Source organism: Pseudomonas sp. NFACC51, from assembly GCF_900103575.1.
Taxonomy (GTDB): domain Bacteria; phylum Pseudomonadota; class Gammaproteobacteria; order Pseudomonadales; family Pseudomonadaceae; genus Aquipseudomonas; species Aquipseudomonas fluorescens_Q.
Genome location: NZ_FMXH01000016.1, coordinates 1 through 19,176 on the forward strand (window position 1 = coordinate 1; position 19,176 = coordinate 19,176).

Genomic DNA, 19,176 nt, shown 5'->3' on the forward strand with positions numbered 1-19,176 from the left:
GCGACCGAAGTCATCGGCGGGGCGACCGTCGTCATGCACCGGCAGCAGTTGCGTGCCGGTGGTGCCGCGCCCGCCGTCGAGCTTGAGCGAGTACGTGCCGAGCACGTCCACGCCGAAACCGACCACGCCCTGGGTGAAACCGGACTTGGCGTCGAGGATGAAGTTCTGGGTCCATTCCTCGGCCTTGCCCTGGGCGCTGTTCGGGTTGGTGAAGTTGCGGTTGATGTAAGCGTTGCGCAAATTGAGGGTGGCCGTAGCGCCATCGACAAAACCGCTATTTTGATCGGCTTGAACAACAGCTGACGAACCCGCGCATAACGCAAGAGTCAGACTGATGAGCGATGGATGTGCAGGCACGCCGCGGAGAGTAACCGGGTAGCGCATGATGTTTCCTCACAATGAATTATTATTGTTTTTTGTTGCGTTTTTTAGCTCGTGGCAACGCATGCACAGACAGCCCGAAGAGCTAACTTCCGAGCGACCGAAGAAGTTATTTATCTAGCCCGTTATTGAGCAACTTGATAATTGTCTAATATCGCCGTAAGCAAAACCCGAGCGTGCGCAGACGCGAGCTAAACTCAATGCCTGTATTGGCACGCTCGTGAGGAATTGCATGAGAACAACGACTGAAAGTTAAAACGTACTCGAACGCTCGGCGATCAACCCGCACTCCCCGGCGTTTTGCAACGTGTGTATTCCAATTGATAAAGCGTGGTTTCCGGTCCCGTCGATTGCCCCTCCAACAGCCGTTGCAGCTCGGCCACAAAAGACTCGCCGGCGACGCGAACGTAGTCAGGCGCACAACCTTCGATCATGACGATCCAGGCCGGTATCTGGGTCCCTTCGGCGCGGGCCTTTTTCTCTGCGGTTTCAACCTTGCTCACGGCCTCATCAGCCACACACAAGTGCACGCCTGTAATACCCTGTTTATCCGCCAGGGGAGGCAGCACGCGCTGACGCAGTGCATCTGATACCGATTTATGTTGCCCTTCGACAACATCGAAACGGACCGTTAACAAATACGCGCCCTGCCCCACACCGCTGGAGTAAGTGACTTCGCAAATGGATCGCGCGACATTGCGATAGGATTTCACCGACTGCTGGGTCCACGCCGTCGGCGTGTTGAGACGCGATAAATAATCCTGCCCGCCCAACACCTGCACGGAATCAGCCTCATAGAGGTTGAAATAGGTCGGTCCGGCATCCAAGGCGATGTACCGGCGCCCGCGCAAAAAGCCCGGAATTCCAGCCCGCTCAGGCATGTGCTCACGGTTATGCCACTCATAGAACTCGTCCCGCGCTTCGGGCAAAAGATCATGCCAGATCGCGACTACACCTGTTCCTGCAAAGCTCATAGCGTTTTTCCTTTAGCGATAGTCAGTCAACATTGGGGTGACGGCCCGCGCCCCATGCAGCCCCCATTTCAGCAACGTAAGGAACCACGGTCTGAAATTGCTCACCCAATCCCTGGCCACCGACACGCATGGTGTCCCCTGCCTTGAGGAATACCGGTGGTTTCTGCCCGAGCCCCACACCTGGCGGCGTACCGGTAATGATGACGTCACCCGGCATTAGCGGCATGAAGCGACTGAGGTACGCGACAATATGGGCAACGCTGAAGATCATCGTGCGGGTATTGCCGGTCTGGAGACGTTTGCCATTCACGTCGAGCCAGAGGTCAAGTGCCTGCGGATCGGCAATTTCGTCACGGGTGACCAGCCAAGGTCCCAGAGGCGCGAAAGAAAAACCGCTTTTGCCCTTGGTCCACTGGCCTTCGTACTCAAGCTGATAAGCCCGCTCGGAAACATCATTGGCCAGGCAATAACCGGCAATATGATCCAATGCCCGCGACTCATCGATCTGCCAGGCAGGGGTACCGATGACAATGGCCAATTCGACTTCCCAATCCAGCTTCTGAGCGCCCGTTGGCAAGATGACCGGGTCATTGGGTCCGCTGATGGATGCGGTGTGTTTATTGAAGACCACCGGTTGGCTCGGGATCGGCGTATTCGTTTCAGCCGCGTGATCGGAGTAGTTCAGACCAATGCAAATCAGGTTCGGTACGCTGCCCACGCACGGACCAAGACGCGTGCCAGGCGCCACCACGGGCAGCTTTTCAACGTCGACCGCGCGCAGCTTTTCAAGCACTGACGGGCTCAGGGCCGACGCATCGATGTCATCGACAATGCCCGAGAGGTCCCGAACGATCCCTTGCGAATCCAAGATTCCCGGCTGTTCCTGCCCCGGTAAACCAAAACGAACTAAGCGCATTTGTTACTCCTCCAGCGTTGAGAAATGGACAGACAATGAGCCTGCTTCGCCGAACTGAACCTGCAGTGGCTGGTTAACGGGCACATCGAGAACACCTGCATAGGACCCTGTGATAATCACCTGCCCTGCTTGCAGCCCTATCCCTTGTGTAGACAGAAAATTGGCCAGCCAGACGATCGGCAACAACGGATCCCCGTCCGGATGGCGGCCCTTGATACTCACGAGCTCCGACGTTGCATCGCTCAGGGTGATAGCCAGTTCAGAGGGCATGCTGGCAGTGTTCGACAGCGTGATTGGCGCCCCCAGTACCAGGCCATGATTGAATAGACCATCCGCGAGCAATTGCTCGAACGGCAGTGTGTGTGGATCGGTATAACGGCAGTCGATCACTTCCAATGCCAAGCGCACGTCGCTGATCGCAGCAGCGATCTGTTCAGCGGTATAAGGCTCGACACGTGCCGCCAAATCATGGGCCAGGACGCACGCCAGTTCGGGCTCGATGCGCGCCTTATCGGCGTCAGCGGCCAGTCGATAACGTTCACCTTCTACGATGCTGTCGCTGTAGATCGGGGCGACGATCCACTTGCCAGCCGGCGGTAACGCGCACTTCCAGCCTCCCACGGTTTTTCCAGCCAACAGGCCCACGTGTTGCTGAATGGCAAAACCTTCTGCGAGGCTGCTTGGCAGGTTCGGGCCAGGCAAGGATGCCAGCCGAACCCCCTCCAGCCGTGCACGGACCAAAGCGGCAGCGGCGACTTCCAGCCCTGCCCCCGACTCGGCCCCTAGAGGAGCGAGTTGGCTCATACGCTCTCCGAATGCACGTTGTTCTGGCGCGGCCAAACCGTACCCAGCTTGTTGGCGGCCTCTTCCAGCAGGGCATGCAATTCTTCATAGCGTTCGGGCTGCATGCGCAATACCGGGCCGGCGATACTCATCGTGCCGACCACAGTGCCGGACGGAACCAGCTTGACCGGTACGGCAATCGCCCAGACACCCGCCTCGGCTTCTTCAATGACCAAGCCATACCCGCGCTTTCGGGTCAGTGCCAGCTCGGCCAACAAGCCTTCGATGCTGTTGATCGCTTTCGGCCCCTGCCCAATCCCGGCATCAGCTTTCCCCAGCCCGCTGCGCAACGCATGCTCAATGGCCTGCTCATCAGACATCGTTGCCAGCCAGGCTTTGCCATTGGCGGTTGCATAGAGATTGATCGGTTTATCCATGGCCGGCGAATACATAAGCCCCGGCGCGGCGCCTTGGGCCGAAGACAACCAGGACAAGGTGCCCTCGTTGACCACCGTCAACCGCACCAACTCATGACATTGAACAGCCACTTGCTCGATGATCGGCTGGACCAATTCAGGCAAGCCAATGCCATGTAAGTAGCGCTGCCCCAGCAGTGCCAGCTTCAGCGTCAAGCGGTACTGCGACGTGGCTTCATCCTGCTCCGCCCACCCTTGCTCGACTAACTGAGCAAGCACTCGATGGGCGGGGCCCTTCTCCAAGCCCAGCTCGGCTGCAATATCGGACATCCGCATCCAGCGAGCCTCACGGGCCAGCAGTTCAATCGCCTCCAGGCAACGGTCAACAGCACCTTTAACGACTCTCATATTTTTCTCGACTTATCTTTGACAATGAGGTGGATTCGAGCAACATTGTTCGTACTGGAACCGCGTTCCAATAGTATGCAGGCGCCCCCGGATAAGTCAAACCCGCGTGCATCGGGTTGGCCCTATCGAGACAGAGCGGGCCATGCAGCCGGGTTTCCGGGACGTGGGACGCTGGACTGAGATAAAAACCGAACCCTTCGGGTACGGCTCCTTATCCATAGACAAGCGCCTGTGCATGTTCAATCTTTGCGGAAGAACGCCCAATGCCTCTCACCACCCTGCCTTACCTACAGCAATCCGCGGGCAGCAAGATTGTGCATCATGGCTCGCAAGCCGAAAGTCCAGGGCGCAGCTTCATGGCTGTAGGTGACGGTGTTGCGCAGTGTGCCCAGCAACGGACTGCCGATGCTGACCTCATCACCCTGCTTATGAGTGAAGCCGCTTCCTGGCTCCTCACGGTCCTGGGTAGGTGCAAACAATGTCCCGAGAAAAAGCATGAAGCCATCCGGGTACTGGTGATCACCGCCGACCGTCTGGGCCACGAGATCCAACGGGTCACGGCTGATCAGGGCCATGGAACTGCTGCCTTCAAGCGTAAAGCCGTCGTCGCCCTGGACGTGCAAATCCACGACGCAATTGCGCACGTCATCGAGCGTAAACGCTTCATCGAACAGACGAATAAACGGGCCGATCGCACAGGACGCATTGTTGTCCTTGGCCTTGCTCAACAGCAGTGCGCTGCGGCCTTCGAAATCACGCAAATTGACGTCGTTGCCCAGGGTAACGCCATGCACTTGGCCTCGACTGTTCACCGCCAGCACGATTTCCGGTTCCGGGTTGTTCCATTCAGACTTGCGATGAATGCCGATTTCGCTGCCGCTGCCCACTGCGGCCAGAACCGGTGCCTTTGTGAAAATTTCCGCATCCGGGCCGATACCGACTTCCAGGTATTGCGACCACATGCCTTGCTTGATCAGCACAGTTTTAAGGCGCATCGCTTCTGGCGAGCCCGGTTTGATTGCCCGCAAGTTGTCGCCTATTGCTTCGTGCACCAAGCGGCGAACACTTTCAGCTTTGGCTGCATCGCCTCGGGCCTGCTCCTCGATGACCCGCTCAATCATGCTGGACGCGAACGTCACCCCGGCCGCCTTGATGACTTGCAGATCCGCCGGAGGCAGCAGCGATGCCTTGCCGGGATCGGCATGGCTGCCGGTGTTCCCAAGCAACGCCTCGACAGTCCCGATGTACCTGCCTGGCGCCTGACGAACCGCCAACAACGGCGAGGGGTGTTCCAGCAGTTCGCTGATTGTCGAAAAGGTTTCAGCAAGATCGAACACACCTTCATCGCGCAGCACCACCGGCGAGGGGCCGGCAATCGCACCCGGGATCCAGGCACGGCCGATCAGCGTTCCGGCCAGGCCATCCACTGGCAGTGTGTTTTCGCGCGTCAGTTTCAAATTCGCCATGGAGCTTCCAGATCAGTCGGCCATCAGAGCCGTAAAACTAATGGACTGCCCCCGTAAATCCCAATGAAAGAAACTCACTCATCAATGCTGTTTCGTTATCGACAGACAAGGCCTTATCCGATGGAAAACGATCTAATTACTTTTGGCAGTGTCAGCCGATGGCTGAAGATCAAACATTTGGTACTGGTCAATAGCTTGGCCAAGACCCGCAACATGCACGTAACCGCAGAGCACATGAATGTTACGCAGCCGGCCATCAGTAAATTGCTGCGTGACCTGGAAGTTCTCCTTGGTTTTCCGCTGTTTGAGCGTCAAACGCGCAGCCTGGTTCTCACCGAACTGGGGGAGTTCGTAGCCCGTTATGCGCGTATTACCTTGGAGGACACAGAGTCGTTCGTCGACCAAGTCAACAAGCTGCGTAAAGGCGGGCATGGTCATTTAAAAGTCGGCACTATTTTCGCCGCCACATCCGTGGTGCTGCCTGAAGCCATTGCCAGCATAAAACGGGAGCGCCCCCTCCTTTCTATCGAGGTGATCGAACAAACCAGTAACCATCTGCTGGAGATGCTCGAACAAAAGAAACTCGATTTGATCATCGCGCGCTTCACGGATGAGGATTGTCAGCCGTTCGAATTTACGTCGCTGGGACCCGAACCCTTTTGCCTTGTCGTGAACAGCACACACCCTCTGTGCGGGCTTGAGGAGGTCCCCACTGAAGCACTCAGTGAATGGCCATGGGTCATGTATCCCTTCAATACGCCGATCCGACAACGCATGGAGCGCGCGTTCAGGACGTTCAAGATCGCCCCGCCGACCAACACGGTGGAGACCATTTCGATGCAGACCTTCCTGCAGTTGCTTCAGTCCGGGCCAATGCTCGCCATGCTCCCCGAGTCCATGGTCCAGTCACAGCTACAAAACGGGCAGCTTCAAATCCTCAACACGCCCTTCAAAGTTGAATCCCAGGATTACGGAGTTATCACTCGCAAGGATGAGCCCCTGTCAGAGCCGACACGGACGTTTATTGCGACCTTGCTGGCGTTCGCCAAACAGCGGCAAACGGCTACAGAGAAGAGAGACCGCAGCCATTTCAAAAAAAGTCGATGAGGCAAAGTTATCGAGCAATCGAAAGCTCTCATTAGGCAGCCATTTCCATGAATCCTATAGTGCCGGCACAAAAGTGCGGCGCTATTAGCGACCGCCCACCACCCAGCAGCCCGTGAGGATGCGATGGAACTGATCACGAAAACCGGCGCAGCAGCTGTGCTGCGCTTGAACCCGCTGGACGATGTGCTGATTGCACGCCGACCGCTACTCGCTGGCGAAGTCCTCGATCAAGAAGGCGTGACTGTCCGGCAAGCGATTGTCCCAGGCCATAAAGTTGCCTCCCGCCGTATCGAAGCCGGTCAACCGGTGAGGCGCTATGGGCAAATCATTGGTTTTGCTGTTGTCGACATAGAAGCAGGCGAGCATATCCATGTGCACAACCTGGCGATGGGGGAATTCACTCGAGATTATGCTTTCAGCGTCGATGCGAAGCCCAACGTCAAGCCGAGTGAAGCCCCGTCGTTCATGGGTATCGTACGCCCGGATGGACGCGTCGCGACACGCAACTACATCGGCATTCTTACATCAGTGAATTGCTCTGCCACAGTCGCCCGGGCCATCGCCGACCATTTTCGTCGGGACATCAATCCCGCCGCACTGCAAGCGTTTCCAAACGTCGACGGTGTTGTCGCTCTCACGCATTCCGCCGGCTGCGCCGTTGATCCCGCAGGCGACGGCTTGAGCATGTTGCGCCGGACATTGGCCGGCTATGCGACCCACGCCAACTTTGCGGCCGTGCTGGTGATCGGGTTGGGCTGCGAGACGAACCAAATCGACTCATTACTCACAACGCAAGGACTCACCCGTAGCAATACCCTACGCACGTTCAACATCCAGGACAGTGGCGGTACATCCAAGGCTATCGCCAGTGGCATTGACCACGTGAAGCAATTGCTTGGCGAGGCCAATCAGATTCAGCGTGAACCGGTCAGCGCTCGCCATTTGACCGTCGGGCTTCAGTGCGGCGGCTCGGATGGCTACTCCGGCATTACTGCCAACCCAGCGCTGGGCAACGCGGTGGATCGCCTGGTCGCCTGCGGCGGTACCGCGATTCTCTCCGAAACCCCGGAAATTTACGGTGCCGAACATTTGCTGACACGACGGGCTGTGAGCCGTGAAGTCGGCGAAAAACTCATCGCTCGCATTCATTGGTGGGAACAGTACTGCGAGCGTATGGGAGCCGAACTGAACAATAACCCCTCTGCCGGCAACAAGGCAGGTGGCTTGACCACCATCCTGGAAAAATCACTGGGCGCGGTGGCAAAGGCGGGTTCGAGCAACCTGATGGATGTTTACGAATACGCCCAGGCCGTTACGGCCAACGGGCTGGTTTTCATGGACACCCCTGGCTATGACCCGGTCTCGGCAACCGGTCAGGTCGCCGGTGGTGCGAACCTGATTGCGTTTACCACCGGTCGTGGATCGGCCTATGGCTGTGCCCCTGCCCCATCAATCAAGCTGGCGACCAATAGCGCCTTATGGGCGCGTCAGCGAGAAGACATGGACATCAACTGCGGCGAAATAGCCGAAGACACTTTGACCATCGAGGCATGCGGTGCAGCGATCTTTGAAACCATGCTGCGCATTGCCTCGGGCGAACGCAGCATGAGCGAACAACACGGATACGGACAAAACGAGTTCGTGCCTTGGCAGATCGGCGCCGTCACCTGATTTTCAGTCCTGGGGACGCCTTGCCCTTCTATCACATGCACATTCAACCTGGAGACAACCATGTCCCTCATCACCGGCCAGAACTTTATCGGCGGGCAGCGTAGCGCCGCCGGCACCATCATCGTCAAGAGCGTGGATGCCAGCACAGGGGAAACCTTACCCTATGCGTTCCACCAGGCGACTGCGCAAGAAGTCGAGAACGCGGCTCATGCAGCCCACCATGCTTTTTCCAGCTACCCCACCCTGAGCGCGAGCAAACGGGCTGAATTTCTCGATGCCATTGCGCAAGAGCTAGAGGCTTTGGACGATGAGTTCATTGCGCTGGTTTGCCGTGAAACAGCACTGCCTGTCGCTCGCATCCAGGGCGAACGCGCACGTACCAGCGGTCAAATGCGCTTGTTTGCAAACGTGTTGCGGCGTGGTGACTTCTATGGGGCCCGCATCGACCAGGCACTACCCCTTCGCAAGCCGTTGCCACGTCCTGACCTTCGCCAGTACCGCACCGCAATCGGTCCGGTCGCTGTGTTTGGGGCAAGTAATTTCCCGTTGGCTTTCTCCACGGCCGGCGGCGATACCGCCTCCGCGCTCGCGGCGGGTTGTCCGGTGGTATTCAAAGCCCACAGCGGCCATATGGCCACTGCAGAACAAGTCGCCAATGCGATCATCCGCGCGGCCGAACGCAGCGGCATGCCCGCCGGTGTCTTCAACATGATTTATGGCAGTGGCGTAGGCGAAGCCCTGGTAAAACACCCGCTCATCAAGGGCGTTGGCTTTACCGGCTCGCTCAAGGGTGGTCGAGCGTTGTGCGATATGGCCGCCGCTCGCCCCGAGCCCATTCCAGTCTTCGCTGAGATGTCGAGCATCAACCCGGTCGTGATCCTGCCTCAAGCGCTCGCGCTTCGAGCCGACAGTATCGCTCACGATCTTGTCGCCTCGGTGGTTCAAGGTTGTGGGCAGTTTTGCACCAATCCCGGACTGGTGGTTGGCATTCGTTCGGATGCTTTCACTGCTTTTCAGGACCGAGTGGCAGCGTTGATCAACGACCAACCGCCACAGACAATGCTCAATGCGGGCACCCTGCGCAGCTACGCGGCTGGCTTGCAGAACCTGCACGCGCACCCCGGCATCGCGCACCTGGCTGGCAGCAACCAGCAGGGTCACCAGGCCCAGCCACAGCTGTTCAAGGCTGACGTTGCGTTGCTGCTTAACGGCGACAAGGTTCTTCAAGAAGAAATCTTCGGCCCCACGTCCATCTTCATCGAGGTCGCTGACCAGGTCCAACTCAACTCGGCAATCAATGCCCTTCACGGACAATTGACTGCAACCTTGATCGGCGAGCCAGAAGACCTTGCGCAGTTCATGGAGTTGACGGCTTTGCTGGAGATGAAGGTTGGCCGCATCCTCATCAATGGCTACCCAACAGGTGTCGAGGTCTGCGATTCAATGGTGCACGGTGGCCCTTATCCTGCCACTTCCGATAGCCGCGGCACCTCGGTCGGCACCTTGGCCATCGACCGCTTCCTGAGGCCCGTCTGCTTCCAGAACTACCCCGACGCGTTGCTTCCCGATGCGCTCAAGAACGCGAATCCGTTGAACATTTCGAGGCTCGTCGACGGCTGTCTTTCGAGAGATCGCTTGTAGTTCACCCTCCTAACAACCATTCGCTCTATCGCATGGGCGGGCTCCAGCGTGCTCGCTCGGCGTGGCGACGCACCCGCAGAAAACCAGCGCCATACCTTGATCGACCAAAGGAACTCCCTTGACAAGGCGGCGATTCTGGTAACAGAATTACTGATGGAACGACGTTACAATAACAACAATCGAGAATCCGGAGACATGTCATGAGCCAAAGCATTCAAGGCGATCCACACTCCAAGCGTCAGTCTAAAAAGGCCGCAGCGAGCGGCTGGATAGGCTCAGCGCTGGAGTACTACGACTTTTTTATCTATGCCACTGCGGCAGCGCTACTTTTCCCACAGCTGTTCTTCCCGTCAGACAACCCGACGGTTGGGATCATCATTTCGCTGGCCAGCTTCGGCGTTGGTTATATCGCCCGGCCACTAGGCGCTGTAGTCCTGGGGCACATGGGCGACCGCCATGGACGCAAGACGGTGCTCGTCTACTGCATGTTCCTGATGGGCGCATCGACGATGTGCATCGGTCTGCTTCCTACCTATGCACAGATTGGTATCTGGGCACCTGCCCTATTGATACTGTTGCGCCTGATTCAAGGTTTTGCGGTCGCGGGTGAAATGTCTTGCGCCAGCTCCATGATCCTGGAACATGCGCCTGATGGGCGTCGCGGTTACTTCGCAAGTTTTACCCTTCAAGGCGTCCAAGCCGGGCAACTGCTAGCCGCTGCGGTTTTCCTGCCTCTTGCCCAGTTCATGCCAGCCGATCAGTTTGCTTCTTGGGGCTGGCGGATTCCATTCCTGCTCAGCGCAGGGGTGCTCGTCATGGGGTGGATCATCCGGCGTCAGGTTCATGAGGCTCCGATCTTCACTGAGGCGCAGACACAGACCAAACCCCGCAAGCTACCTGTGATCGAAGTGCTCACGCAGAGTTGGGGCGATCTGCTACGTGTCATCTGCATGGCGCTCTCTGCGGTACTTGCAATCGTCGCCTCTGTATTCGGTGCGACCTATGCCGTGCAACCCGCCTATGGCATTGGATTTCCTTCCGGCTTATTCATGTGGATACCGGTGCTAGGCAATATATGCGCAGTTATCCTTATCCCCTTCGTCGGTAAGCTCTCCGATAGAATTGGCCGCAAGCCTCCGGTGATCGTTGGCGTTCTGTGCGGCGGTATATTGTCATTTGGCTACCTCTATGCGATCAGCATTCACAATATGTGGCTTTCGCTGGTTCTATCGCTGCTCATGTGGGGTGTGGCTTACCAAGGCTTTAATGGTGTGTTCCCAAGTTTGTTCCCGGAACTGTTCCGTACACGGGTACGAGTTACCGGCATGGCCATTGGACAGAACATAGGCGTGGCATGCACAGCGTTTCTGCCGGCCCTTTTTGTATCCGTAGCGCCTCCCGGTAGCGACAATATCCCTCTGAAAATTGGGGCACTGACTTTTGGTATCTGTGTAATCTCCGCTATCGCCGCTATTACTACCCGGGAAACCTTCCGGATTCGTCTGAAAGACCTCGGTGACCCCAATGCTGTCCCGATGTCAAAGGAGGAATACGAAGAGGTGCGGGAAAAATCCAATACCAAGTTGAACGCCAAAGCCTCCGATCAAGCGTTCAAAAAAGCAGAGCCAGTGATGCGCTCCTGACGGCCGCCCTTTCACCACCGCCATGCTGCTCAGTTTTTTGCACAGGATTTCGAGCAGCACGGCAGTGATACGCACGCCCGTCAGGGGTGGATTCCGATATCTACATACCGGCAACTGGCGTGCAATAGCCAATACAAGTAGGTTGTCATGCATCCACGCATCACAGGCACCACGCGAATATATGGATTGATAGGCGATCCACTCAAGAGCGCCAGGTCTCCAATGCTGTTGAATAAGCTGTTTGCCGAAGCACAGGCTGACGCCGTCTGCATTCCTTTGGAAATCGGTGCGGGGGGTCTGGCTGAGTTTGTCAAAGGCGTGCGAGCCGTGCGCAACCTCGCTGGACTTCTGGTCACCATGCCGCACAAGCAGAGCATGCTGGACATCGTGGATGAGCTCCACCCTACTGCGCGCCAGATCGGCGCAATCAACGTCGTTCGTTGTGACAATGACGGGCGCTGGGTGGGCGCTGTGTTCGACGGACTTGGCTGCGTAGCTGGCATGCAGCGCCACGGAGTTTCCCTGGAGGGAAAATCTGTTCTGCTTATAGGCGCTGGCGGCTCGGGACGGGCAATCGCGTTTGCCGTTGCCGCTGCTGGCGCACGATCACTGGTCATTGCAGACCTGGATCCGCACCGCGCCTCGGACCTTGCGCACCGCGTTGCCAAAGAGGGTCCGTGTGCTGTGTATGCAGGCCCGGCAGCCCCCGCAGGTCACGACATCGTTATCAATGCTACCCCGCTCGGCATGAACCCTGATGATCCAATGCCTATAGACGCAACGCGACTGGACCCAGCGACGGTGGTGGTCGATATCATCACCAGGTCAGAGCCGACTGCCTTGCTGCTCGAGGCGCAATCGCGCGGCTGTCAAACCCTCAATGGCGAGCCTATGCACGTAGGTCAAGCCCTGCTGGCATTGAGTTTTCTAGGTTTCGAAGATATCGAGCGTCGCTACTCGACCGGATTATAAGAGGTCCCGTACAACCTGCCCCGGCTCCCCTCTTCATAACCCGAACCGAAACGCTTAACAGCGTGGCTCGCGCGCTGTTATGTTCGGGCTTGATCGCACCCGAGGGCACCGGCAAGTTCGTCAAACATACTTATTTATAAGGAATGAGTGCTTGAAAGTCGTTCTTCTTGAAGTAAGCCACTGGCACACTCCGCTCTACCTTGATGCCCTTGAGCGCCTGCCTGATGTGAGCGTCACGGCGGTATCCGACGCCACCGGGTCCCGTGGTCCCGCCCTCGCCCAGCGCTTCGGAGCGCGACGCTACGATCACTGGAAAACCCTGCTCGATAACGAAGAGGCTGATTTCGCCTTCGCCTTTGGCCCGCACGACGAGTTGTATGCCATGGGCAAGGCACTGGTCGATCGCAACATTCCGTTCGCGATGGAGAAGCCCTGCGGACTTACCCAGCATGAAGTACTGGACCTGCACCAACGCGCCGAAGCTGCCGGCGTGTTCGCGGCGGTGCCGTTGGTTTGGAGGCACAGTGAATTACTGAACCGCGTCAAGCATGCGGCGTTGCAGCGTGGTGCCAGATGGAGAACCCTGTCGTTTCGATTCAACGCCGGCCCGCCCGGACGCTACTTGACGAACAGTTGCTCCTGGATGCTTGACCCGAAACGCTCGGGTGGTGGATGCACGATCAACCTTGCCCCTCATTTCGTCGATCTGGCGCAGCAAATGTCCGGAGAGCGCATATGCAGCGTGTCCGCCGTCATGCATCGCGACCCGCAGCTGACCGCCGTAGAGATCGCCTCAATGATGACCCTGGTGACCGAGAGCGGCTGCATCTGCACCATCGAAACTGGCTACAATTACCCGGCTAACACACCCGAGCAACGGGAGTACTCGTTTTCATTGTCAACCGATCAGTTCTACGTGCGCTCGACCCCGGATGGCTTGCGGCTGATCGACACGGTTGGAGAGGCAAGTGACCTGACCATGAGCCTGAACTCTGACGTGTATTACGATAACTTCGTAACCGATGTCCTCCCCCCCGACCGTGACACAGCCTATACCGGTGCCGGACTTGCAACCATGCACCACGTCATGCGCATCATCGAGGCGGCCTATGAGTCAGACCGCCTCGGCGGCACTCCCATCACCCTCTAGCCCCCCTGACACGACGTTGGATGGCCATTGCTGGGCCCGGTGGCCACCCTGAGCGTCGCCGGTCCCATCGCGACGCGATGAGTAATCCGATCCTATCGACTATGTAGAAGAGTTCCTCATCATTCTCCTCTGATTGATCTGGAACTCCCTCTGGATATTTCTTTCACGACCTTGGTTCTATTTGCTACGTCAGAGGCGATTCCAATGATCAGGCCCGGGGCGGACATGATCTCTACCTCCTATCTGATTCGATCAGTAATGGTGCCCGCGGGGGGCTGCGCTAGAACACAAAGCTATGCCCTAACTCCACTTCCATCCAACCCAAGAACCGCCTGACCCTGGGGAAACTGGAGTGAGCCTTGGGGAACACCAAATGGTGGGCGGCGACCGCAGAGCTCAAGGCTTCGGGGGCGACTTCAACCAGCGAACCGTTGGCGAGGTATTTTTGCGCCAGCAGCGTGCTTTCAAGGGCGAAGCCCAAGCCGTGGCTAGCGGCTTCCAGGCTCATGTAGGACCGGTCAAAACTCAAGGCGTAGGGCTTTTCGGGGCGCGCCAGACCATGCTGGGCGAACCACTCAGGCCACTTGAGCAAGGTTGCTTCGGAAAGGATCAGCTCTTGCGCCAGAAGATCTGCTGCGTTTTTTACCGCGCAGCGCGCGATCAGCTTGGGCGAGGCCAGCACAGCGAAACTTTCGTTACGCACGGTGCGCACTTCATAGCTGGGCCAATTAGGCCGGCCGTGACGAATATCGACATCGATCTTGTCCTGACTGAAGTGCAGCGATTCATAAGAACAGGACAAATTGATCTGGATGTCCGGATTGCTCAAGCGAAACGACTCCAACCGCGGCATCAACCAGAGTAAGCCAAAGCTGGGGGAGGAATGCAGCCGCAGGCAATCCATGCTGACGTCACTCGCTGCCCGCTCGGTGGCGACCTCAAGGCTCTGCAACAGACCGGAAATGTCCTTCAAGTACTGCTCACCCACTGGCGTCAGGGTCACCCCACGCGCTGCCCGCACAAACAACTGTCGACCAATCATCACCTCTAGCTTGGCCAATTGGTGGCTGATCGCTGACGGCGTGAGGTCGAGCACTTCGGCGGCTCTTGCCAGGTTGCCAAAACGGGCAGTCTGCTCGAAGGCTTGAATGGCTCTCAGCGGTGGCAGATGGGATGAAGGGAGATCGTCCTGGCGCATCGGTATTCAGCCTATTGTTTTTGGGTCGCGAGCGGATCGTGCCATTCAAGCATTTGCGGTCCGCATTGACGAGTGCTGAACTTTATTCATGTAGCAGTGACGTTTGCGTTATTGCTCGGCCTGTCGACGGGGACCACTCTGAGCCATCGATCGTTGAATCGAACCATAAAAACAATCAGAGGTATCCCTCATGCTTCTTCAAGGCAAAATCGCGATTATTACTGGCGCCGCATCCGCACGCGGCATCGGCCGCGCAACCGCGCTCACCTTCGCCCAACACGGCGCCCGCGTTGTAATCCTGGATCTCGACGAATCCGCCGCCCGTGACGCCGCAGCCACCCTCGGCGAAGGCCACCTGGGCCTGGCTGCCAACGTCGCCGATGAGACACAAGTCCAGGCTGCGGTCGCCAAGGTAGTGGAGCACTACGGCCGTATCGACATACTCGTCAACAATGCCGGCATCACCCAGCCCATCAAGACCCTGGATATTCGCCCGAGCGATTACGACAAGGTCCTGGATGTCAGCCTGCGCGGCACGCTGTTGATGTCCCAGGCAGTGATTCCGGTGATGCGCGCTCAGGCTTCGGGCAGCATCGTCTGCATGTCATCCGTATCGGCCCAGCGCGGCGGCGGTATTTTCGGCGGCCCGCACTACAGCGCCGCCAAGGCCGGCGTACTCGGACTGGGCAAGGCCATGGCACGCGAATTTGGCGCGGACAACATTCGCGTCAACTCCATTACGCCAGGCCTGATCCATACCGACATCACCGGGGGCCTGATGCAGGATGAACGCCGCCACGCAATCATCGAAAGCATCCCGCTGGGTCGGCTTGGCGCAGCGCAGGATGTTGCCAATGCGGCACTGTTTCTCGCCAGCGACTTGTCCTCTTACCTCACCGGCATCACGTTGGATGTAAACGGCGGCATGTTGATCCACTGACCACAGGTGTCAGCACCCGCTGTCCATCAAGTTCAGGATCGAGGATACGCCGGGCTTCAAGCGCGGCGTTCTATAAAAACAAGAGATCAGACCCTCATGATGACCACCATGACGCTCGACACTGTGTCCACAGTGCGCGCAAGCGCGTATCACAAAACTGCCTGGCGACTGATGCCTTTCCTGATGTTGTGCTACCTGTGCGCCTATCTGGACCGGGTAAATGTCGGGTTTGCAAAGCTGCAGATGATGAACGACCTGTCCCTGAGCGAAACCGTCTACGGGCTCGGCGCGGGCGTGTTCTTTCTTGGCTATTTCCTCTGCGAAGTGCCGAGCAACCTCATTCTCCACAAGGTCGGTGCCCGTCGCTGGATCGCGCGCATCATGATTTCGTGGGGCATTATCTCCGCCCTCTTCGCCTTCGTGGAAACGGCTTGGCAGTTCTATGCGCTGCGCTTCCTGCTCGGCATCGCCGAAGCCGGTCTCGCACCGGGCCTGCTGCTCTATCTCACCTACTGGTTCCCCTCCTACCGCCGCGCCAAAATGACCGTGCTGTGGTTCATCGCCATCCCGCTCTCCGGCATGATCGGCGGGCCGCTCTCAGGCTATATCATGACCCAGTTCGCCGGCGTGCATGGCTGGGCGGGCTGGCAGTGGATGTTCGTGATCGAAGCCATTCCGACCGTCATCGTTGGCCTGATGGTGCTGGCCTATCTCAAGGATGGCGTGCACCAGGCGACCTGGCTCACCGATGAAGAAAAAGCGCTGGTCAGCAAAGAACTGGCCGAGGACAACAGCCGCAAAGTCACCCATGCATCGGTCGGCGCATTCCTGCGCGACCGCCGCCTGTGGATTCTCGCCTGCATCTACTTTTGCGTGGTCATGGGCCAATACGCGATCACCTTCTGGCTGCCGACACTTATCCGTAATGCCGGTGTTGCCGATCCGATGCTCATCGGCTTGCTCACCAGCCTCCCCTACCTGTGCGCCATCGTCGCGATGGTGCTGATGGGGCGCAGCGGCGACAAGCACCAGGAGCGCCGCTGGCATCTGGTGGCGCCGATGATTGCCGGTGCGCTGGGCCTCACGTTGGCGGCGGTGTTCGGAGCCAACCTGACGTTGTCGGTGTTGTGCCTCTGCCTTGCAGCAGCAGGGGTGCTGTCGGCGTCGTCACTGTTCTGGATGCTGCCGACCACCTTGCTCGGTGGCGTCTCCGCCGCTGCCGGGATCGCTGGAATCAACAGCTTTGCCAATCTGGCGGGTTTCTGCTCGCCCTACCTGATTGGTTGGATCACTACCACGACCGGTTCGAGCGCCATCGGCATGTACCTGATTACCGGTGTGCTGTGCATCGGTGCCTGTTTGGTGCTGCGTATTCCTGCCGCTTCGGTCAATCGTTGAGTTAACGGAGAATTTCCATGACTGCCACCTTATCGCGCGCGTCCTCCATCACACTGGTGCAGCGCGCCCATAACATTCGCCGCCATGCCTTGCGCATGGGCCAAGTCCAGGGTCAGGGCTATGTGGGCCAGGCGCTGGGCGCGGCAGACTTGCTGGCCGTGTCGTACTTCCACGCCTTGAACTACAAGCCCGAAGACCCTGAGTGGGAACAGCGTGATCGCTTCTACCTCTCCATCGGTCACTACGCGATTGCGCTGTATGCCGCGCTGATCGAGGCGCAAATCATTCCACTGGATGAGCTTGAAACCTACGGTTCGGATGACAGCCGCCTGCCCATGTCCGGCATGGCCGCCTATACCCCCGGCATGGAGATCACCGGCGGTTCGCTAGGCCAGGGGCTGGGTATCGCAGTGGGTGCCTGCCTGGGTTTGAAGCGCAAACAGTCCACCTCATTCGTCTACAACCTGCTGTCGGACGGCGAGCTGAATGAGGGATCCACCTGGGAAGCGGTCATGTCCGCTTCGCACTGGAAACTCGACAACCTGATCGCCATCGTCGACGTGAATAACCAGCAAGCCGACGGACATTCCAGTGAAGTGCTGGCATTTGAACCCATCGTTGACCGATGGCAAGCCTTTGGCTGGTTCACCCAGCGGGTAGACGGCAATGACCTGGACGCCTTGGTCAAGGCGTTCGACGCTGCCCGCAGCCATCCTGGCGCACAACCGCGCGTCATCATCTGCGATACCAGGATGGGCAAAGGCGTGCCGTTCCTGGAAAACCGCGAAAAGACTCACTTCATCCGCGTCGACGAGCATGAATGGGATGTGGCCCTGAACAACCTGGAAGAAGGCAAAACAGTATGAGCAACGCAACCAACATGACGGCTCAGGCGCCTGTAGCGCCGAAGAAAAAGCTGACCACCTCGGCGATGATTGCCTCGATTGCCGCTGAAGGCCAGGCCACAAAACCAGCGCCATTCGGTCACGCACTGGCCGCACTCGCGGACCAGCGCCAGGACATCGTGGGTTTATCGGCTGACTTGTCCAAATACACCGACCTGCACATTTTTGCGAAGGCGCACCCAGAGCGCTTCTACCAGATGGGCATGGCTGAGCAGCTGTTGATGAGCGCGGCAGCCGGCATGGCTCGGGAGGGGTTCGTGCCCTTCGCCACCACTTACGCGGTGTTTGCGTCGCGCCGGGCCTATGACTTCATCTGCATGGCGATTGCTGAGGAAAACCTCAACGTTAAAATCGTCTGCGGTCTGCCGGGCCTGACCACCGGATACGGCCCCAGCCACCAGGCAACGGATGATCTGGCGATCTTCCGCGCCATGCCCAACCTGATGATCGTCGACCCTTGCGATGCCCTGGAAATCGAACAAGCCGTGCCCGCCATAGCCGCGCACCAAGGGCCAGTCTACATGCGGTTACTGCGCGGCAACGTACCGCTGGTGCTCGACGAATATGGCTATGAATTCGAGATCGGCAAAGCCAAGACCCTGCGCACGGGCAATGAGGTTTTAATCATTTCCACCGGTTTGATGACCATGCGCGCCCTGGAAGCCGCCAAGGAACTTCAGGCTGACGGCGTGGATGTCGCGGTGCTTCACGTTCCCACCATCAAACCTTTGGATGAGCAGACTATTCTGGCGGAAGCCAGAAAGCCGGGACGACTGGTAGTGACTGCCGAGAATCACTCCATCATCGGCGGATTGGGCGAAGCGGTGGCGACCGTGCTGTTGCGCAATGGCGTTACGCCGACGTTCCGGCAAATAGCGTTGCCGGACGCGTTTCTCGATGCTGGTGCGCTTCCGACGTTGCACGATCGCTACGGTATTTCCACCCAGGCTGTGTGCGCACAGATCAAGGGTTGGTTATAGGGTTCAAACCTGCAAGGGACTGAGTGAGTCCCTTGGTAGGAGGGCCTCCTCCGTTCACTGAAAATATTCCCTGAGAGTCTCTAAGCGTCTTCTGGCAGGCTGTTCATCTGATCATCCTGCCTTTCCCTTAGCCCATATTGATGTGATAGCTCCGACCGGACTCTCTGCGAGTCGCTAGACCGATATGAGACTTTCAGCGCAACGGTGAACATGCAGCCGACGAGCGT

17 protein-coding genes are annotated in these 19,176 nt (G+C 58.1%); 10 read left to right on the forward strand and 7 right to left on the reverse strand.

Going from position 1 to position 19,176, the window contains the following annotated elements:
- The 6 genes from BLT00_RS25200 to BLT00_RS25225 form a co-directional block, all read right to left on the reverse strand.
- Positions 1–384, reverse strand: a 384-nt coding sequence (locus tag BLT00_RS25200; protein ID WP_139209655.1) for an OprD family outer membrane porin, incomplete at its 3' end; no start/stop codon positions are given.
- Between the two features lie 275 nt (positions 385–659).
- Positions 660–1,355 (reverse strand): DUF4286 family protein, encoded by a 696-nt coding sequence (locus BLT00_RS25205; protein WP_057400013.1) that lies wholly within the window; start codon positions 1,353–1,355, stop codon positions 660–662.
- 22 nt (positions 1,356–1,377) lie between these two features.
- Positions 1,378–2,271 (reverse strand): fumarylacetoacetate hydrolase family protein, encoded by an 894-nt coding sequence (locus tag BLT00_RS25210; RefSeq protein ID WP_092143025.1) that lies wholly within the window; start codon positions 2,269–2,271, stop codon positions 1,378–1,380.
- A 3-nt stretch (positions 2,272–2,274) separates the two neighbouring features.
- Complete coding sequence (locus BLT00_RS25215; protein ID WP_092143022.1) at positions 2,275–3,075, reverse strand: fumarylacetoacetate hydrolase family protein; 801 nt, start codon at positions 3,073–3,075, stop codon at positions 2,275–2,277.
- On the reverse strand, positions 3,072–3,878 hold the full coding sequence (locus BLT00_RS25220; RefSeq protein ID WP_092143019.1) for an IclR family transcriptional regulator: 807 nt from the start codon (positions 3,876–3,878) through the stop codon (positions 3,072–3,074). Before BLT00_RS25220 ends, BLT00_RS25215 begins: the two co-directional genes overlap by 4 nt.
- Before the next feature lie 287 nt (positions 3,879–4,165).
- On the reverse strand, positions 4,166–5,344 hold the full coding sequence (locus BLT00_RS25225; protein ID WP_092143016.1) for a fumarylacetoacetate hydrolase family protein: 1,179 nt from the start codon (positions 5,342–5,344) through the stop codon (positions 4,166–4,168).
- Positions 5,345–5,464: 120 nt separating this feature from the next.
- Between BLT00_RS25225 and BLT00_RS25230 the strand changes: the two genes are divergently transcribed.
- The 6 genes from BLT00_RS25230 (at position 5,465) to BLT00_RS25255 (ending at position 13,528) form a co-directional block, all read left to right on the forward strand.
- Positions 5,465–6,451, forward strand: coding sequence for a LysR family transcriptional regulator (locus BLT00_RS25230; RefSeq protein WP_092143013.1), 987 nt, complete (start codon positions 5,465–5,467; stop codon positions 6,449–6,451).
- A gap of 123 nt (positions 6,452–6,574) precedes the next feature.
- Positions 6,575–8,122, forward strand: coding sequence for a UxaA family hydrolase (locus BLT00_RS25235; protein ID WP_092143010.1), 1,548 nt, complete (start codon positions 6,575–6,577; stop codon positions 8,120–8,122).
- Between the two features lie 60 nt (positions 8,123–8,182).
- Positions 8,183–9,763 carry an aldehyde dehydrogenase (NADP(+)) gene (locus BLT00_RS25240; RefSeq protein WP_092143007.1) on the forward strand — a complete coding sequence of 527 codons (1,581 nt, stop codon included), beginning with the start codon at positions 8,183–8,185 and terminating at the stop codon, positions 9,761–9,763.
- A gap of 200 nt (positions 9,764–9,963) precedes the next feature.
- Positions 9,964–11,406 (forward strand): MFS transporter, encoded by a 1,443-nt coding sequence (locus tag BLT00_RS25245; protein ID WP_092143004.1) that lies wholly within the window; start codon positions 9,964–9,966, stop codon positions 11,404–11,406.
- Positions 11,407–11,553: 147 nt separating this feature from the next.
- Complete coding sequence (locus BLT00_RS25250) at positions 11,554–12,378, forward strand: shikimate dehydrogenase family protein (RefSeq protein WP_092143001.1); 825 nt, start codon at positions 11,554–11,556, stop codon at positions 12,376–12,378.
- A 151-nt stretch (positions 12,379–12,529) separates the two neighbouring features.
- Positions 12,530–13,528, forward strand: coding sequence for a Gfo/Idh/MocA family protein (locus tag BLT00_RS25255; RefSeq protein ID WP_092142998.1), 999 nt, complete (start codon positions 12,530–12,532; stop codon positions 13,526–13,528).
- A gap of 280 nt (positions 13,529–13,808) precedes the next feature.
- Here the strand turns inward: BLT00_RS25255 and BLT00_RS25260 are convergent, their stop codons facing one another.
- On the reverse strand, positions 13,809–14,726 hold the full coding sequence (locus BLT00_RS25260; protein WP_092142995.1) for a LysR substrate-binding domain-containing protein: 918 nt from the start codon (positions 14,724–14,726) through the stop codon (positions 13,809–13,811).
- Positions 14,727–14,916: 190 nt separating this feature from the next.
- Between BLT00_RS25260 and BLT00_RS25265 the strand changes: the two genes are divergently transcribed.
- The 4 genes from BLT00_RS25265 (at position 14,917) to BLT00_RS25280 (ending at position 18,949) form a co-directional block, all read left to right on the forward strand.
- On the forward strand, positions 14,917–15,666 hold the full coding sequence (locus BLT00_RS25265; RefSeq protein WP_092142992.1) for an SDR family NAD(P)-dependent oxidoreductase: 750 nt from the start codon (positions 14,917–14,919) through the stop codon (positions 15,664–15,666).
- 96 nt (positions 15,667–15,762) lie between these two features.
- Positions 15,763–17,064: an MFS transporter gene (locus tag BLT00_RS25270; protein WP_092142989.1), complete on the forward strand. Its 1,302-nt coding sequence runs from the start codon at positions 15,763–15,765 to the stop codon at positions 17,062–17,064.
- Between the two features lie 17 nt (positions 17,065–17,081).
- Entirely contained in the window at positions 17,082–17,930 is an 849-nt protein-coding gene (locus tag BLT00_RS25275) for a transketolase (RefSeq protein WP_092142986.1), read from the forward strand.
- Positions 17,927–18,949 (forward strand): transketolase family protein, encoded by a 1,023-nt coding sequence (locus BLT00_RS25280; protein ID WP_092142983.1) that lies wholly within the window; start codon positions 17,927–17,929, stop codon positions 18,947–18,949. The genes BLT00_RS25275 and BLT00_RS25280 overlap by 4 nt, the downstream gene beginning before the upstream one ends.
- Positions 18,950–19,176: the final 227 nt, after the last annotated feature.

Bases quoted from the DNA above. Each gene is read 5' to 3' on its own strand.
- BLT00_RS25205 (WP_057400013.1), bottom strand. From the start codon at position 1,355: ATGAGCTTTGCAGGAACAGGTGTAGTCGCGATCTGGCATGATCTTTTG.
- BLT00_RS25210 (WP_092143025.1), bottom strand. From the start codon at position 2,271: ATGCGCTTAGTTCGTTTTGGTTTACCGGGGCAGGAACAGCCGGGAATC.
- BLT00_RS25215 (WP_092143022.1), bottom strand. From the start codon at position 3,075: ATGAGCCAACTCGCTCCTCTAGGGGCCGAGTCGGGGGCAGGGCTGGAA.
- BLT00_RS25220 (WP_092143019.1), bottom strand. From the start codon at position 3,878: ATGAGAGTCGTTAAAGGTGCTGTTGACCGTTGCCTGGAGGCGATTGAA.
- BLT00_RS25225 (WP_092143016.1), bottom strand. From the start codon at position 5,344: ATGGCGAATTTGAAACTGACGCGCGAAAACACACTGCCAGTGGATGGC.
- BLT00_RS25230 (WP_092143013.1), top strand. From the start codon at position 5,465: ATGGAAAACGATCTAATTACTTTTGGCAGTGTCAGCCGATGGCTGAAG.
- BLT00_RS25235 (WP_092143010.1), top strand. From the start codon at position 6,575: ATGGAACTGATCACGAAAACCGGCGCAGCAGCTGTGCTGCGCTTGAAC.
- BLT00_RS25240 (WP_092143007.1), top strand. From the start codon at position 8,183: ATGTCCCTCATCACCGGCCAGAACTTTATCGGCGGGCAGCGTAGCGCC.
- BLT00_RS25245 (WP_092143004.1), top strand. From the start codon at position 9,964: ATGAGCCAAAGCATTCAAGGCGATCCACACTCCAAGCGTCAGTCTAAA.
- BLT00_RS25250 (WP_092143001.1), top strand. From the start codon at position 11,554: ATGCATCCACGCATCACAGGCACCACGCGAATATATGGATTGATAGGC.
- BLT00_RS25260 (WP_092142995.1), bottom strand. From the start codon at position 14,726: ATGCGCCAGGACGATCTCCCTTCATCCCATCTGCCACCGCTGAGAGCC.
- BLT00_RS25265 (WP_092142992.1), top strand. From the start codon at position 14,917: ATGCTTCTTCAAGGCAAAATCGCGATTATTACTGGCGCCGCATCCGCA.
- BLT00_RS25270 (WP_092142989.1), top strand. From the start codon at position 15,763: ATGATGACCACCATGACGCTCGACACTGTGTCCACAGTGCGCGCAAGC.
- BLT00_RS25275 (WP_092142986.1), top strand. From the start codon at position 17,082: ATGACTGCCACCTTATCGCGCGCGTCCTCCATCACACTGGTGCAGCGC.
- BLT00_RS25280 (WP_092142983.1), top strand. From the start codon at position 17,927: ATGAGCAACGCAACCAACATGACGGCTCAGGCGCCTGTAGCGCCGAAG.